The organism is Bradyrhizobium sp. Arg816 (assembly GCF_029989365.1).
Taxonomy (GTDB): Bacteria; Pseudomonadota; Alphaproteobacteria; order Rhizobiales; family Xanthobacteraceae; genus Bradyrhizobium.
In genome coordinates this window covers 1-16341 of sequence record NZ_JAPRAQ010000010.1, presented here as the reverse complement: position 1 = coordinate 16341, position 16341 = coordinate 1, and the positions used below count along the sequence as shown (strand labels likewise).

General features: G+C 65.5%; 12 protein-coding genes and 2 pseudogenes. 4 read left to right on the top strand and 10 right to left on the bottom strand.

Annotation, left to right across the window (positions count from 1 at the left end):
- Nucleotides 1-81: 81 nt before the first annotated feature.
- Complete coding sequence (locus OWC48_RS23875) at nucleotides 82-2454, top strand: xanthine dehydrogenase family protein molybdopterin-binding subunit (RefSeq protein WP_282522140.1); 2373 nt, start codon at nucleotides 82-84, stop codon at nucleotides 2452-2454.
- Nucleotides 2455-2510: 56 nt separating this feature from the next.
- Here OWC48_RS23875 and OWC48_RS23870 read toward each other — a convergent pair whose 3' ends face one another.
- Both OWC48_RS23870 and OWC48_RS23865 read right to left on the bottom strand, forming a co-directional pair.
- Nucleotides 2511-3953: a DUF5107 domain-containing protein gene (locus OWC48_RS23870; RefSeq protein ID WP_282522139.1), complete on the bottom strand. Its 1443-nt coding sequence runs from the start codon at nucleotides 3951-3953 to the stop codon at nucleotides 2511-2513.
- A complete protein-coding gene (locus tag OWC48_RS23865; RefSeq protein WP_282522138.1) occupies nucleotides 3954-4754 on the bottom strand; it encodes a hypothetical protein in 801 nt (266 codons plus the stop codon).
- Between the two features lie 106 nt (nucleotides 4755-4860).
- On the opposite strand from OWC48_RS23865, the gene OWC48_RS23860 reads away from it, so the two are divergent.
- Genes OWC48_RS23860 through OWC48_RS23850 form a run of 3 tightly spaced genes read left to right on the top strand, consistent with a single transcriptional unit; the run spans nucleotide 4861 to nucleotide 8261 of the window.
- On the top strand, nucleotides 4861-5364 hold the full coding sequence (locus OWC48_RS23860; RefSeq protein ID WP_014495938.1) for a YaiI/YqxD family protein: 504 nt from the start codon (nucleotides 4861-4863) through the stop codon (nucleotides 5362-5364).
- Between the two features lie 2 nt (nucleotides 5365-5366).
- Complete coding sequence (locus tag OWC48_RS23855; protein ID WP_282522137.1) at nucleotides 5367-7178, top strand: ABC-F family ATP-binding cassette domain-containing protein; 1812 nt, start codon at nucleotides 5367-5369, stop codon at nucleotides 7176-7178.
- Between the two features lie 3 nt (nucleotides 7179-7181).
- On the top strand, nucleotides 7182-8261 hold the full coding sequence (locus OWC48_RS23850; protein WP_282522136.1) for a D-TA family PLP-dependent enzyme: 1080 nt from the start codon (nucleotides 7182-7184) through the stop codon (nucleotides 8259-8261).
- A 110-nt stretch (nucleotides 8262-8371) separates the two neighbouring features.
- Here the strand turns inward: OWC48_RS23850 and OWC48_RS23845 are convergent, their stop codons facing one another.
- The 8 genes and pseudogenes from OWC48_RS23845 to OWC48_RS23810 all read right to left on the bottom strand — a co-directional run.
- Complete coding sequence (locus tag OWC48_RS23845) at nucleotides 8372-9589, bottom strand: TIGR03862 family flavoprotein (RefSeq protein ID WP_282522414.1); 1218 nt, start codon at nucleotides 9587-9589, stop codon at nucleotides 8372-8374.
- Nucleotides 9586-10503 (bottom strand): SDR family NAD(P)-dependent oxidoreductase, encoded by a 918-nt coding sequence (locus OWC48_RS23840; RefSeq protein ID WP_282522135.1) that lies wholly within the window; start codon nucleotides 10501-10503, stop codon nucleotides 9586-9588. Before OWC48_RS23840 ends, OWC48_RS23845 begins: the two co-directional genes overlap by 4 nt.
- A 220-nt stretch (nucleotides 10504-10723) precedes the next feature.
- The gene (locus OWC48_RS23835) at nucleotides 10724-11203 is read right to left on the bottom strand and encodes a MaoC family dehydratase (RefSeq protein WP_282522134.1); all 480 of its coding nucleotides are present in this window, start codon (nucleotides 11201-11203) and stop codon (nucleotides 10724-10726) included.
- The gene (locus OWC48_RS23830; protein ID WP_282522133.1) at nucleotides 11204-12919 is read right to left on the bottom strand and encodes an AMP-binding protein; all 1716 of its coding nucleotides are present in this window, start codon (nucleotides 12917-12919) and stop codon (nucleotides 11204-11206) included.
- Nucleotides 12919-13818: pseudogene (mmsB, locus tag OWC48_RS23825) on the bottom strand (3-hydroxyisobutyrate dehydrogenase); the annotation flags it as partial. The pseudogene mmsB and the gene OWC48_RS23830, both read right to left, overlap by 1 nt.
- Nucleotides 13819-13839: 21 nt before the next feature.
- Nucleotides 13840-14907, bottom strand: coding sequence for an enoyl-CoA hydratase/isomerase family protein (locus OWC48_RS23820; RefSeq protein WP_282522131.1), 1068 nt, complete (start codon nucleotides 14905-14907; stop codon nucleotides 13840-13842).
- Nucleotides 14904-16049: an isobutyryl-CoA dehydrogenase gene (locus tag OWC48_RS23815; RefSeq protein WP_282522130.1), complete on the bottom strand. Its 1146-nt coding sequence runs from the start codon at nucleotides 16047-16049 to the stop codon at nucleotides 14904-14906. Before OWC48_RS23815 ends, OWC48_RS23820 begins: the two co-directional genes overlap by 4 nt.
- A 119-nt stretch (nucleotides 16050-16168) precedes the next feature.
- Nucleotides 16169-16341 (bottom strand): annotated as a pseudogene (locus OWC48_RS23810) (methylmalonate-semialdehyde dehydrogenase (CoA acylating)); the annotation flags it as partial.

Below are 16341 nucleotides of genomic sequence, written 5' to 3'. Positions count from 1 at the left end.
GGACCGTGGGCTATTTTTGAAGGGTCCGGTCCTCCAGGCGCCCCCCAAAACGCGCGATTGCCGGCTTTTCAGGTCAATTCCATGCAAGAACACACCAAATCGTCCACGCTCGAAAACGCTATTGCACTGCAAAAATACGGCGTCGGGCAGCCGGTCCGCCGCAAGGAAGACGATACGCTGGTGCGCGGCAAGGGCCGCTACACCGACGATTTCAACCTGCCCGGCCAGGCCCATGCCGTGGTCGTCCGCTCCACCCATGCCCATGGGCTCATCCGCGGCATCGGCACCGACGCCGCCAGGGCAATGCCGGGCGTGCTGGGGGTGTGGACCGGCAAGGACCTCGATGCCGCCGGCTACGGCCCCTTCACCTGCGGCCTGCCGCTGAAGAGCCGCGACGGCTCCCCCCTGCTCCAGACCAATCGGCAGCCGCTGGCGACCGACAAGGTCCGTTTCGTTGGCGATCCCGTCGCCTTCGTGGTCGCCGACACGCTGGCGCAGGCGCGCGACGCCGCCGAGGCCGTCGAGCTCGATATCGAGCCGCTGCCAGCGGTGACCGATCCCGAGGAAGCCGCCAGACCCGGTGCGCCGCTGCTCTATGACCACATCCCGAACAATGTCGCGCTCGACTACCACTATGGCGACATGGACAAGGTGAACGCGGCCTTCGCCGGTGCCGCCCACGTCACCAAGGTCGACATCGAGAACACCCGCGTCGCCGTGGTCTCGATGGAGCCGCGCGTGGGGCTTGCCTCCTACGACAAGAAGACCGAGCGCTACACCATCCAGATGCCGACGCAGGGCGTTGCGGGCAACCGCGCCAACCTCGCCAAGAACCTGAAGGTGCCGAACGAGAAGGTGCGGGTCCTCACCGCCAATGTCGGCGGCTCCTTCGGCATGAAGAACGTCAATTACCCCGAATACATGTGCATCCTGTACGCGGCCAAGGAATTGGGAAAGCCGGTGAAGTGGCTCGACGAGCGCTCGACCAGCTTCCTCTCGGACAGCCATGGCCGTGCGCAGAAGATCCATGCCGAACTGGCGCTCGATGCGGAGGGACACTTCCTCGCGGCAAAGCTGTCCGGTTACGGCAATCTCGGTGCCTACATCACCGGCGTCTCGCCGGGGCCGCTCTCGCTCAACACGGGCAAGAACTTTTCGAGCGTCTACCGCACGCCGCTGATGGCCGTCGACATCAAGACGGTGCTCACCAACACCACGCTGATGGGCGCCTATCGCGGCGCCGGCCGGCCCGAGGCGAACTACTACATGGAGCGGCTGATCGACCGCGCCGCCGACGAGATGGGCATCAACCGGTTGACCTTGCGCAAGCGCAACTTCATCAAGCCGAACCAGATGCCGTTCCCGGCCTCCTCCGGCGTCACCTATGACAGCGGCGACTTCCAGGCGGTGTTCAACAAGGCGCTCGAAATCTCCGACCACGAGAACTTCGCCAAGCGCAAGAAGGAGAGCAGGAAGATCGGCAAGCTGCGCGGCATCGCCGTCGGCTCCTATCTCGAGGTCACCGCGCCGCCGAGCCCCGAGCTCGGCAAGATCGTGTTCGATCCCGATGGCTCGGTACAGCTCATTACCGGCACACTCGATTACGGCCAGGGCCACGCGTCCGCATTCGCGCAGGTGCTGTGCGCGCAGTTAGGGGTGCCGTTCGACAGCGTGAAGCTTGAGCAAGGCGACAGTGACATCGTCCACACCGGCAACGGCACCGGCGGTTCGCGTTCGATCACGGCGAGCGGCATGGCCATCGTGGGCGCCGCCAAGCTCGTCATCGAGAAGGGCAAGCGCGCCGCCGCGCACATGCTGGAGGCCTCCGAGGCCGACATCGAGTTCGCCGACGGCAGCTTCACCATTGCCGGCACCGATCGCAGCATCGACATCATGGTGCTCGCCAGGAAGCTGCATGACGGCAAGGTGCCGGACGGCGTGCCTGACAGCCTCGACGTCGACCATACCAGCGAACCGGTGCCCTCTGCGTTCCCGAACGGCTGCCACGTCGCCGAGGTCGAGATCGATCCTGATACCGGTGTGGTGCAGATCGTGCGCTACAGCGCGGTCAACGATTTCGGCACGGTGATCAATCCGCTGCTGGTCGCGGGCCAGCTTCATGGCGGCGTCGTCCAGGGCATCGGCCAGGCGCTGATGGAGCATGTCCGCTACGACGACAGCGGCCAGCCGATCACGGGATCGCTGATGGACTACGCGCTGCCGCGCGCGGAGGACGTTCCGAACATGACGGTCGGCGATCACCCGGTGCCGGCCACGACCAATCCGCTCGGCAGCAAGGGCTGCGGCGAAGCCGGCTGCGCCGGCAGCCTGTCGACGGTGGTGAACGCGGTGCTCGACGCCCTCTCCGACTACGGCATCAAGCACATCGACATGCCGCTGACCCCGGAGCGGGTGTGGCGTGCCATCCAGGATGCTAAGGGGAACGCGGCGTAGGGGGAGTTCCGCGATCGTGACAACGCCGGGGGCTTCGACCGGCATTCCGAAAGAGATCACTTGATCGCCGTTTCGGCGGCGATCAACTCCTTTCCCTCCGTGGTCGTGATCGTTAGCCGTATCTTTTCCCCGCTGCGGCCGTCGGCAATCGCTGCCGAAATGCGATTTCCGTTGTTCGGATCGGCGCTCACGATCCCGCTGAACAGAGCCGTGTCACCCTGTTTCAACGTGACAAGCAACGGGATGGCCGGTTCGATGCTGAAGAACTCGAGAACGGCGCGAGACGCCTCGGCCGAAAAATTGATCAGGATTTTCTCGTTCGCATGCGTCACGTTGCTCATGCCGACGGTCGGGCTGTAGGTTTCCGGAATCGACACCTCGCTGCGTGCGGGAAAGTCTGCGCTGTGGAAAAACTGGTCTGACACGCCCGCCCATAATTCGACATACGGCCGCCACTCGTTCGGATCCTTCCGGGCATCGGTTTCGCCGGTGAGCGACGGAAACCCCCACGTCCACATTTTCAAGCCCCGCGTAACGGTGTTGTCCGCAATGCGAATAATTCCTTCTGCATTGTCATGGTTGATGACGCCCCAGAAATTCCCGCCCTGCATATCCGGTGCAGCATAGGCGATGCCCATCGTTGGCCAGTTCTTGAAGTAGCGCAGGTTTTCGAAGCGCCGCCTGCCCATACCCGCGCTCTCGTCGCCGTCTGCCAGACTGGTCGACCAGGCAGGCGTCGTGTAAGTTCGGATCGGCGCGATGATCTCGGCGCCGACCGTTGCCTTGGGATTATTCGGCTCCGATCCCGGAGCGAGGGTCGTGCACGTCCAGTACTCGTATTGGACGGCCTCGTCGTTCGGATTCTTCAGCACCACGCGCGCATCGAGTGCGGCACGATCGGCCTTGAGCGTGACGTAGTAGTTCGCCTCGATGCCGGTCGCGCCCCTGAACTTGCTCGGCCGCGCGGAATAGTCGAAGTCATCCCGGAACGACATCACGACCGTGACTTCGTCGGCGCCCTCCTTCACCACCCGGAAAGCCCACGGCTTCAGCCACGTCTTGCCGTGCTCGGCATCCGGAAACGTGGGAAAGATTCCGCCGTAGACCATCAGCCAGTCGTAGTAGAAATTTCCGGCCTTCATGCCGTAGGGCACTCCGACCTCCGTTCGATAAAGCTGCTCGTGGCCAGTCGGCTTGTAGACCATGGAAAGAATACGCCCTCCGAATTCGGGCACGAGAGTTACCTTCAGATATCGATTCTCAAGCACGTAGGATTTGAAACTGCGTTCGACGATCACGCCCTTGTCGAGCGACCCGCTGACAAAGCCATTCTCCGCATCGACGGCGAACTTGACGGTGCTCCACGTCGTCGTCTGCTCGCTGAGCGACACACCATCGGGCACCTGTGCTGCGGCATGCACGACGCAAAGCGCATGGAGCGACAAAAGGAGTGCTAATCCAAAACAAACGAGGGCACGCAAGGAGACCTCAACTGGCATTCAGGCCGCCGCCTGCTCACGCGGCTGGTAGATCGCGGTGTGCTGGCAGTGCGCCAGCGGCGTCGTGCCGTTGGCGACGACCAGCGCGTCGAGCTCGACGAAGCGGTGGCCCTTCTTCTCGTAATTCGCGGTGACTTTTGCCCGCGCGGTGATCTCGTCACCCGTGCGCGCGGCCGACAGCAGCTGCATGCGGCTCCCGACATGGATCCACGGGCCCAGGATGGTGTTGTCGACCAGCACGCGGTTCATAACACGCTGGATCAGGCCAGGATGGCCGAGACCCTCGCGCGCGAAGATCGGATCGGCCTCCCTGATGTCGGCGAGATAATCGGCGGCGTCCTGCCCGGCCCAGCGGCGCGGCGTCGTGCCCAGCCATTTGCCCACCTCGAACGCTGCCGGGCTCACAGGCTTGCGCTCGGCAATGGCCGCGACCTCGACATAGTCGTTCAATGACACCACAGATGCGGCCGCCGGGAGCGACGCTGTCCCCGCGGCGCACAGCTCGGTGCGGCTGAACACCTCGATTGTGAGAAGCTCGTTGTGCTCGGTGGCATCGACATCGGCGGTCTCGCCGTCATAGACCGGCTTGATGAAGCGGGCCTCGATCAGCCCGCGCGACAGGAAATCGCGGCCCCAGCGCGCCACCGGCACGTGCATCATGTAGGCGAAGACATCGACGCCGGGGACCAGCCCGCCGGAAAAGCCGAAGCGGCGCGCCACCGTGTCGTCATGCATCTTGTTTTCGGACTGTTTGGCGGTGTTGTAGGCCTCGACGCGGTAGGTTTCGAGCCGGTTCGGCATGGCTGGTTTTCCCCAAATTCTTGTTGTTTCAGGGCCGATCGTAGGCCCCCGGGAACACCGGTCAATCCCCTCGCCTTTGCGGCCCGAATGGGGTACCACGCGGCGAATGACTGACACCCCCACCCGCATCTATGTCGACGCCGACGCCTGTCCGGTGAAGGACGAGATCTACCGCGTCGCGCTCCGGCACGGCGTGCCCGTGAGCGTGGTTGCCGGCAATTTTATTCGCGTGCCCCAGGATCCGCTCATTGAGCGGATTGCAGCGGGCGCCGGCATGGATGCCGCCGACGACTGGATCGCAGAGCGGGCCAAGCCGGGCGACGTCGTCGTGACATCCGACATTCCGCTGGCGAGCCGTTGCGTGAAAGCGGGCGCCGACGTGATCGCGCCGAACGGCAAGCCGTTCACGGAAGAGTCGATCGGGATGACGCTGGCGGTGCGCAATCTGATGACGGATCTACGCTCGGCCGGCGAGGTCACCGGCGGGCCGCGCTCGTTCGCGCCGCGCGACCGCTCCGCCTTCCTCTCCGCGCTCGACCAGACGCTGCGCCGGATCCAGCGCCGCCGCGCCGACCAGGCCGCGACGAGCCAGAATTTGAATCAAGGCTAGTCATGGCGCCGCCCCTGATCCAACTCAAAGACATCAAGCTTACCTTCGGCGGCACGCCGCTGCTGAGCGGCGTCGAGCTCAACGTCGCGCCGAGCGAGCGCGTCTGCCTGATCGGCCGCAACGGCTCGGGCAAGTCGACACTGCTGAAGATCGCGGCCGGCCTGGTCGAACCCGACGGCGGCACGCGCTTCGTGCAACCGGGCGCCACCGTTCGCTATCTGCCGCAGGAGCCGGATTTCGGCGATCACAAGACCACGCTTGCCTATATCGAGGCGGGCCTGGCGCCCGGCGACGATCCGTACCAGGCGCGCTACCTGGTGGAGCAGCTCGGGCTTACCGGCAACGAGAACCCGGCCAACGTCTCCGGCGGCGAGGCCCGCCGTGCCGCGCTGGCACGCGTGCTGGCGCCCTCGCCCGACATCTTGCTGCTGGACGAGCCGACCAACCATCTGGATCTCTCCACCATCGAATGGCTGGAAAAGGAGCTCGACAGCCGCCGCGGCGCACTGGTGATCATCAGCCACGACCGCCGCTTCCTCACCAATCTCTCGCGCTCGACGGCGTGGCTCGACCGCGGCAAGATCAAGCAGATCGATCGTGGCTTCGCCTCGTTCGAGAGCTGGCGCGACGAGGTGCTCGCCGAGGAGGAGCGCGACCAGCACAAGCTCGACCGCAAGATCGTCGACGAGGAGCATTGGCTGCGCCACGGCGTCTCCGGCCGCCGCAAGCGCAACGTCAAGCGGCTCGGCAATCTGCATGCGCTGCGCGACCAGCGGCGCAATTATCGCGGCACGGCGGGCACCGCCAGTCTGGCCGCGGCGGAAGCCGAGCAATCCGGCAAGCTGGTGATCGAGGCCAAGGGCGTCACCAAGGCCTTTGGCGACCGCGTGATCGTCGACAATTTTTCCACCCGTATCCAGCGCGGCGACCGGCTCGGTATCGTCGGGCCGAACGGCGCCGGCAAGACCACGCTGGTCAACCTGCTGACCGGCGGCGCGGAGCCTGATTCCGGCATCGTGCGGCTCGGCGCCAATCTCGAGACGGCCACGCTCGACCAGCACCGCGAAAGCCTCGATCCCAAGTCGACGCTGGCCGAGGCGCTAACCGGCGGCCGTGGTGACCAGATCATGGTCGGCGGCAAACCGAAGCATGTGGTCGGCTACATGAAGGACTTCCTGTTCGCCCAGGAGCAGCGCGGCACGCCTGTCGAGGTGCTCTCGGGCGGCGAACGCGGCCGGCTGATGCTGGCCCGCGCGCTGGCAAAACCCTCGAACCTGCTGGTGCTGGACGAGCCGACCAACGATCTCGACCTCGAGACACTCGACGTGCTCGAGGACATGCTCGGCGACTACGACGGCACGGTGATCCTGATCAGCCACGACCGCGACTTCCTCGACCGCATCGTCACGTCCGTGATCGCCCCCGAAGGCAACGGCAAGTGGACCGAATATGCCGGCGGCTACAGCGACATGCTGGCGCAGCGCGGTGCCGACCTCAAGCGCGAGACCACGAAGGCGCAAGCCCCCGCGGAGAAGAAAGAGGAGCGCGCCGCCGCTCCTGCCTCCACATCCAGGCGGAAGCTAAGCTTCAACGAGAAGCACGCGCTGGATACGCTGCCGAAGAAGATGGAGACGTTGCAGGCCGATATTGCCAAACTGCAGCGGGTGCTTGACGATCCCAACCTCTACGCCAAAGATCGCAAGACATTCGACGATACGTCGGCTGCCATCGCCAAGGCGCACGATGAATTGTCAGCCGCTGAAGAGCGCTGGCTCGAACTTGAAATGCTCCGCGAAGAAATCGAACAGGCTTAACCCATGACAACCACCCTCGCCGCCAAGATCGCCCGCGAATACGGCACGCCCTGTGCCGCCATCGACATGGACAAGGTCGAGCGCAACATCGCGCGAATCCAGAAAGCCTGCGACGACGCCGGCGTCGCCAACCGCCCGCATATCAAGACGCACAAGAATCCCACCATTGCGAAGATGCAGGTCGCAGCCGGCGCCAAGGGCATCACCTGCCAGAAGATCGGCGAGGCCGAGATCATGGCCAATGCCGGCATCGACGACATCCTGATCAGCTACAATCTGCTCGGCGAAGAGAAGATGGCGCGGCTCGGCGCGTTGCAGGCGAAGGCGAACATGACGGTCGCGGCCGACAACTCGACGGTCGTCGCCGGCCTGCCCAAGGCAGCCGCAGCCTCGGGTCGTCCGCTCTCGGTCGTGGTCGAATGCGACACGGGGCGCAAGCGCGCGGGCGTCGAGACCCCTGGTGAGGCGATTGCGCTGGCCCGCGAGATCGCCGGGTCCAAGGGGCTCGAATTCGCCGGCTTCATGCTCTACCCGACCGAGACCGGTTGGGCTGAGGCGCAAAAATTCTATGACGAGGCGCTGGCCGGCGTGCGCGCGCACGGGCTGGACGCCAAAATCGTCTCGACCGGCGGCACACCGAACCTCGTCAACATCGGCAAGCTCAAGGGCGGCACCGAGCATCGCTTCGGCACTTACATCTACAATGACCGCATGCAGGTCGCCGCCGGCGTCGCCACCTGGGACGACTGCGCCCTGCACATCTATTCGACGGTCGTCAGCCGCGCCGCGCCCGAGCGCGGAATTCTGGACGCCGGCTCGAAGACACTGACCACGGACACCGGCGGCCTCGACGGCCACGGCCTGATCCTGGAGCACCCCGAAGCCAAAATTGCGCGCTTCGCGGAAGAACACGGCTTCCTCGACCTCTCACGCAGCAACACGCGGCCGAACGTCGGCGACGTCGTCCGCATCGTGCCCAATCACGTCTGCGTCGTCGTCAACATGATGGACGAGGTCGTGATGATCCGCGGCGAGGAGATCATCGGCACGCTGCCGGTGGCGGCGCGCGGGAAGCTGCGGTAAGGCACGCCGCCTCCATGTTCGTCATTGCGAGGAGCTCTTGCGACGAAACAATCCAGACTGTCACCGCGCAGAGATTCTGGATTGCTTCGCTGCGCTCGCAATGACGGTGGTTAGCGCCTTAGCCACGCCAGCACACCCCTGCCCGCAGCAGCGCCCGTCGCGAACGACGCCTGCAACAGATAGCCGCCAGTCGGCGCCTCCCAGTCGAGCATCTCGCCGGCGGCGAATACGCCGGACAGCTTGGGCAGCATCAGGCGTTCGTCGAGCTCGTCGAAGGTCACCCCGCCCGCCGTCGAGATGGCGCGCTCGATCGGGGCGACGCCGGTGAGCTGGACCGGAATGGCGTTGATCAGCTTCGCAAGCTCCGCCGGCGAGAACGACGCCAGCGGCCGGCCGGATGCGATGGCGGCCTCCTGCATCAGGCCGATGCCGACCGGCGACAGCTGCGCCGCCTTGCGCAGGAAGTTCGCGAGCGATTGCTTGCCGCGCGTGCCCGATAGCCGCATGGTCAGCGCATCAGCCTCGAGGTCGGGCCGGAGCGCGATCGTCAGCGTCGCCTGCCCAAGACCCAGCACCGCCTCGCGCAGCTCGGCCGACAACGCGTAGATGGCGCCACCTTCGATGCCGCTGCGCGTGATCATGGCTTCGCCGCGCACCGTATGCGCCCCGATCGTCAGCGCCACGCCCTTGAGCGGCTGGCCCTCGAAGCGGTCACGGAACACATCGGACCATGCGACCGTGAAACCCGAATTGGCCGGCCGCAGCTTCGAGATGGCAATACCTTTCGCGGCAAGGATATCGACCCAGCCGCCGTCCGATCCCAGTCGCGGCCAGCTTGCGCCGCCGAGCGCGAGCACCGTTGCCTTGGCCGGGATGGCATGCACGCCGTCGGCTGTTTGAAACCGAAGCCGTCCTTGGTCGTCCCAGCCGGTCCAGCGATGGCGAAAGGCAAACCGTACGCCGGCGGCATCGAGCCGCCGCAGCCAGGCGCGCAGCAACGGGGAGGCCTTGAACGCCTTTGGAAACACGCGCCCGCTGCTGCCGACGAAAGTCGGCTCGCCCAGCGCCGCGCTCCAGGCGCGGAGCCCGTCGGGCGAAAACGCCGCGATCGCCGCTTGCAGCCTCGGTGCCGCCTCGCGGTAGCGCGCCATGAAATCCGGCAGCGGCTCGCTATGGGTGAGATTGAGCCCGCCCCGACCGGCCATCAGGAATTTGCGACCGGCGGACGGCATTCCGTCATAGACAGTGACGCGGGCGCCGCCTTGCGCCAGCACCTCCGCCGCCATCAGCCCGGCGGGACCGGCACCGATGACGGCGACGTCAGTCAGAGCTTGATCCCCGCCCTTGCAGCCGCCTGCGCCACGTATTTCTGCGTCTGCTCGAACGCGCCTTGCAGCGCCTTCGCCTTCGACATGTCGCTGATCTCGGCGAAATGCGCCGCGACCGCATCCGGCGTCCACTCGGCTTCCGGCAGGTTGATGCCCTCGCTCTCGACGATCTTGATCACCGCAAAGGACCCGGCACCGGCGCCCATGATGGTGCGGGTCGGTGCGTCCTCGCTCAGCATGTATTCGACAGCGGGCGTGATCGCGTTCGGCTTCATCAGTTGTAGCGCCTGCGGTGGCAGCAACTCCTCCGTCATGCGGGTCGCCGCGGTCGGCGAGATGATGTTGACGCGGATGTCGGTCTTGCGGCCCTCTTCCGCGAGCACGTTCATCAGGCCGACCATGCCGGACTTGGCCGCGCCGTAATTGGCCTGGCCGAAATTGCCGTAGAGGCCGGAGGACGACGTCGTCAGCACGATGCGGCCGTAATTGCGGTCGCGCATGCCGGCCCAGGCCGCCTTGCAGCAATAGAACGTGCCGACGAGATGCACATCGAGCACCTTCTGGAAATCGGCGGCCTCCATCTTGCCGAACGACTTGTCGCGCAAGATGCCGGCATTGGCGCACATCAGGTCGACGCTGCCCCACTCCTTGGTGGCGCGCTCGACCATCGCCGTGACCTGCTCGAAATTGGAGACGTCGGCGCCGTCGGCCATCGCGGTGCCGCCGGCTTTGCGGATCTCCTCGACCACGGCTTCGGCCGGCGACAGCGAGCCACCGCTGCCGTCACGCGCGCCGCCAAAGTCGTTGACGACGACTTTTGCGCCACGGCTGGCCAGCCCGAGCGCATGCGCGCGTCCGAGGCCATTGCCCGCGCCGGTGACGATGGCGACACGTCCGTCGAACCTGATTGCCATGAGTGCAGTTCCTGCTTCTTCTTCCTTCTCCCCTTGTGGGAGAAGGTGGCGCGAAGCGCCGGATGAGGGGTTGTTTCTACAGGCGAGCCCGCGGAGAGATACCCCTCACCCGGCTTCGCATTCGCGAAGCCACCCTCTCCCACAAGGGGAGAGGGTAAACACCGCGCTTTGGGACAGCTTTTGAGCAGCGATGGACGGCTTGGTCAAGTCCGGGCCGCACCTACGCGAAATAGATCAACCCCAGCCAATCGGCGACCAGCGCCGGCTTGTCCTCGCCCTCGATCTCCACCGTGACGTTGGTTCGGGACTGCAGCTCGTTCGGTTTGCGCAGCTTGGCTTCCGCCAGCACGAAGCGGCCGCGGACGCGCTTGCCCGAGCGCACCGGCGAGATGAAGCGCAGCTTGTCGAAGCCGTAATTGACGCCCATCGTGGTGCCGGCGATGACCGGCATCACCTCGTACGACATGATCGACAGCAGCGACATCGTCAGGAAGCCGTGGGCGATGGTGGTGCCGAAGGCGGTCTCTTTCCTCGCGCGCTCCGGATCGACGTGGATGAACTGGTGATCCTCGATCACGTCGGCATAGGTGTCGATGCGAGGCTGATCGACCAGGTGCCACGACGACACGCCGATCTCCTTGCCGACCATGGCCTGATAGGCTTCGAGGGCAATCGGCGGCTTCTTCCAGACTTCGTTCACTTAGGTCTCGCTCCGTGTTTTCGGCAACTCCGGAAAATCCTCCTCGCGGAATTCCCGGCCGCGCAGCGGATCGCTGCGATCATCGTCGCGCTCCAGCCTGCGTAGCTGCACGCGGCGGATTTTTCCAGAGATCGTCTTTGGCAGCTCGGTGACGATTTCGAGGCGGCGGATGCGCTTGAACGGCGCAAGGCGCGTGTGCAGATGCCTGAAGATCGAGAGCGCTGTCTCGGGCGAGCGCTCGGCACCTGATGTCAGCAGCACGAAGGCCTTGGGGATCGCGAGCCGGATCGGGTCCGGGCTCGGCACCACCGCGGCTTCCGCGACGAGCTCATGCTCGAGCAGCACGCTCTCCAGCTCGAACGGGCTGATGCGATAGTCGGAGGATTTGAACACGTCGTCGGAGCGGCCGACGAAGGTGAGATAGCCATCCTCGTCTGCGAATACGACGTCGCCACTGCGGTAGAGCGCGCCTTCCGCGCCCGAGAGCTGGCCGTCGTCGCCCTGATAGCCCTGCATCAGGCCGGCCGGACGGTCAGCACCCAGCACCAGCGCCACCTCGCCTTCCTTCGCCGGGTTGCCGTCGGCGTCGCTGACCTGCACGCGATAGCCCGGCAGCGGCCGGCCCATCGAGCCGACCTTGATCTTTTGCCCCGGCGAGTTGCCGGCCAGCGCGGTGGTCTCGGTCTGGCCGTAGCCGTCGCGGATGGTGAGGCCCCAGGCGGCCTGCACCTGGTCGATCACTTCCGGATTGAGCGGCTCGCCGGCGCCGCAGACCTCGCGCAAGCTCACCTTGAACGCCGCAAGGTTCTCCTGGATGAACAACCGCCATACCGTCGGCGGCGCGCACAGCGTGGTGACGCCGCAGCGGCCGATGGTGGCAAGCAGACCCTTGGCATCGAAACGCGGCTGGTTGACCACGAACACGGTCGCGCCCGCATTCCACGGCGCGAAGAAGCAGCTCCAGGCGTGCTTGGCCCAGCCGGGCGATGAGATGTTGAGGTGGACGTCGCCCGGCTTCAGCCCGATCCAGTACATGGTCGAGAGATGGCCGACGGGATAACTGCGCTGGCTGTGCAGCACCAGCTTCGGTTTCGCCGTGGTGCCCGAGGTGAAATAGAGCAACATCGGGTCGTCGGCATTGGTTGGACCGTCAGCCGTAAAGCTCTCCGAAGCATTCGCTGCCTCGTCATAGGCAAGCCAGCCATCCGAGGCAGCACCGACCACGATGCGCACGACATTTTCGGCGCCAAGGCTTGCGAATTTCGCGACCTGGTCCTGGGCCGCGACCACGGCCTTCGCCTTGCCGCGATCGAGCCGGTCGCGCAGCTCGTCCGCGGTGAGCAGCGTGGTCGCGGGAATCACGACGACGCCGAGCTTCATCGCGGCCAGCATCGTCTCCCACAGCGGCACCACGTTGCCGAGCAACAGGAGGAGATGGTCGCCGCGCTTCAGGCCGTGCGCGCGGAGGAAGTTGGCGACCTGGTTCGAGCGCTTCGAGAGCGCGCCGAAAGAAAGCTTGGTCTGCCGGTCCTGCGCGGCATCGACGATCCAGAGCGCGGGCCGGTCCTTGGCGTCCGCATCCTTCGCGAGGTCGTCGAACCAGTCGAGCGCCCAATTGAAGGGAACCGGATCGGGCCAGCGGAAGTCCTTGACCGCTGTCTCGTAATCCGTGCGGTGTTTTAGCAGAAACGCGCGCGCGTCCTGAAATGTCGTCATTAGGCTTTCCCGGCTAGCCCCCTAACGTGCTTGATAATTCCGGAAAAATCCACCCCGCCCTGCCCGGCGGCATCGAAGGACTGATAGATCTCCTGCGCATGCTTGCCGAGCGGCGTCGCCGCGCCCGCGGCCTTGGCGGCGTCCTGCGCCAGCGTCAAATCCTTCACCATCAGCGCCGAGGCAAAGCCCGGCTTGTAATCGTTGTTGGCCGGCGAGGTCGGCACCGGGCCCGGCACCGGGCAATAGGTCGTCAGCGACCAGCACTGGCCCGACGAAGTGGAGGCGACGTCGAACAGCGCCTGATGCGAGAGCCCGAGCTTCTCAGCCAACGCGAAGGCCTCGCTCACCGCGATCATGGAGATGCCGAGGATCATGTTGTTGCAGATCTTGGCCGCCTGCCCGGCGCCGGCGCCGCCGCAATGGACGATCTTCTTGCCCATCTTCTCCAGCACCGGCTTTGCCGCCGCAAACGCGCTCTCCTCGCCGCCGCACATGAAGGTGAGCGTCGCGCCCTTGGCACCACCCGTGCCGCCGGACACCGGTGCGTCGACCGAGAGCACGCCGTGCTTGACCGCCAGCGCATGCGCCTGCCGCGCGCTCTCGACGTCGATGGTGGAGCTGTCGATGATCAGCGCGCCCTTGGCCATGGCGGGAACAACCTCGCTCCAGACGCCGAGCACGTGCTTGCCGGCCGGCAGCATGGTGACGACGACATCGGCGCCCTTCACCGCGCCCGCGGCGCTGTCGGCAATGCCGGCGCCGTCGGCTTTGGCTTGCGCGCGCGAGGCTTCGACGAGATCGAACGCCGTCACCTCGTGGCCGGCCTTGACCAGATTGGCTGCCATCGGGCCGCCCATGTTGCCGAGACCGATGAATGCGATCGTGGCCATATCGATATCCTCCGCTGGACGTTTCGTTGATTAGTTGAACTTCAGTTCGTCGGCGCCGATCTCGGCGAGATATGGCGCGAGCATCTCCTGCGTCACATCCTCGATACGTGGCGGCGACCAGGTCGGGTTGCGGTCCTTGTCGATCACGGCCGCGCGCACGCCTTCGCGGAAATCGTCGCTGCGGAAGACCTCCAGCGCAGCGCGATATTCGCGCACCAGGCACTCTTCCAGGCTCGATGCGGCGCGCGCGAGCCGTAGCAGCTTCAACGTCACCACCATGCCGCGCGGCGATTTCTCGTTGAGCGTCTTCAACGTGGCCAGCGCGAACTCGGAGCCGTCGCGCTTGAGCGCAGCGACGATGTCCTCCATGCGGTCGAAGCCGAACAGCGCGTCGATAACAGGCTCTTTCGCGGCCACCGGTCCCGCGGTCTCACCGGTCGCAAAGCCGTCGATGAGCTTGCTGACATCGGCTGCGGTCGCGCCCTGACCAACCTTCGTCAGCGCGTTGCGCAGCTCCGGCCATTTGGCGGCCGGCACCACGGCATCGGCGAATTTCGCGTGGATCGCATCGGGCCCGTTCATGGTCTGGCCGGTCAGACCGAAATACGTGCCGATCTCCCCCGGCGAGCGCGACAACAGAAAGGTGCCGCCGACATCCGGGAAGAAGCCAAGCCCGACCTCGGGCATCGCGAGCCTGGTGCGGTCGGTGACGACGCGGTGGCTGGCATGGGCGGAGAGCCCGACACCGCCCCCCATCACGATGCCGTCCATGAACGCGACATAGGGTTTTGGGAATCTCTTGATCCGGGCGTTGAGGATGTACTCCTCGCGCCACAGGATCTTGCCGAGGTCACCATTGACCTTCGAGCTTTCCCAGAGCGTGCGGATGTCGCCGCCGGCGCACAGGCCGCGCTCGCCGGCCCCCTCCAGCAGGACCACGGCGACGGCCGGATCGGCCTCGAAGCGGTCGAGCGCCCTTTCGATGTCGCGAAACATCTCCAGCGTCACGGCATTGATCGCCTTGGGGCGGTTGAGCCGGATCACGCCGGCCGCGCCCTCGACACGGGCGACCAGATCGCCCTCCTCCACTGAACTCATCGCGCGCCCTCGATCAATTTGCGCGCCACGATGAGCCGCATGATTTCATTGGTGCCTTCGAGGATCTGGTGTACGCGCAGATCGCGCACGATCTTCTCGATGCCGTATTCGCTGAGATAGCCGTAACCGCCATGGAGCTGCAGCGCGTGGTTGGCGACCTCGAAGCCGACATCGGTGCCGAAGCGCTTTGCCATGGCGCAGAGCATGGTGGCGTCGGGGTCCTTGCGGTCGAGCGCGGCGGCGGCGCGCCACAGGAAGGTGCGCGCGGCCTCGAGCTCGATCGCCATGTCGGCGAGACGGAATTGCAATGCCTGGAATTCGTCGAGACGTTTTCCAAAAGCCTTGCGCTCCTTCATGTAGGTGCGCGCCTTGTCGAGCGCGGTCTGCGCGCCGCCGAGCGAGCATGCGGTGATGTTGAGACGGCCGCCATCGAGGCCGGCCATCGCGATCTTGAAACCGATGCCCTCCTCGCCGAGGCGGTTGGCGACCGGCACGCGGGCGTTCTCAAACATCACGGCGCGGGTCGGCTGCGCATTCCAGCCCATCTTGCGCTCATTGGCGCCGTAGGAGACGCCGGGCGTATTGCCGTCGATCACGAGGGTCGAGACGCCGCCGGCGCCGTCACCGCCGGTTCGGACCATGGCGACAAGAAGATCCGTGCCGCCGGCGCCGGAGATGAACTGCTTCTGGCCGTTGAGGACGTAATGGTCGCCGTCGCGCACGGCGCGGGTGCGCAGCGCTGCCGCATCGGAGCCGGCGCCCGGCTCGGTCAGGCAGTAGCTCGCGATCAGCTCCATCGCGCAGAGTTTTGGCAGCCATTTGTAGCGCTGGGTGTCGTTGCCGAAGGCATCGATCATCCAGGACGCCATGTTGTGGATGGAGATGAAGGCCGAAATGGTCGGACAGCCCGTCGCCAGCGCCTCGAAGATCAGCGCCGCGTCGAACCGCGTCATGGCGGAGCCGCCGACATCCTCGCGGATGTAGATGCCGCCCATGCCGAGGGTCGCCGCCTCGCGCATCACGTCGACGGGGAAATGCTTTTCCTCGTCCCAGCGCAGCGCGTGCGGCGCGATCTTCTCGGCCGCAAACGCCAACGCCATGTCGCGAACCGCGACCTGATCCTCGTTCAGAGCGAACTGCATGCCGGGCTGCTCATTTTTCTCTCGTCATTGCGGGCGACGCGAAGCAATCCAGACTGTCTCCGCGGAAAGATGCTGGATTGCTTCGTCGCTACGCTCCCCGCAATGACGGCCGAGGAGAATTACTTCATCAGCGGGATCGAGAACTCCGCACCTTCCTTGACGCCGGACGGCCAGCGCGAGGTCACCGTCTTGGTCTTGGTGTAGAAGCGGACCGAGTCCGGGCCGTGCTGGTTGAGATCGCCGAAGCCCGACTTCTTCCAGCCGCCGAAGGTGTAATAGGCGATCGGCACCG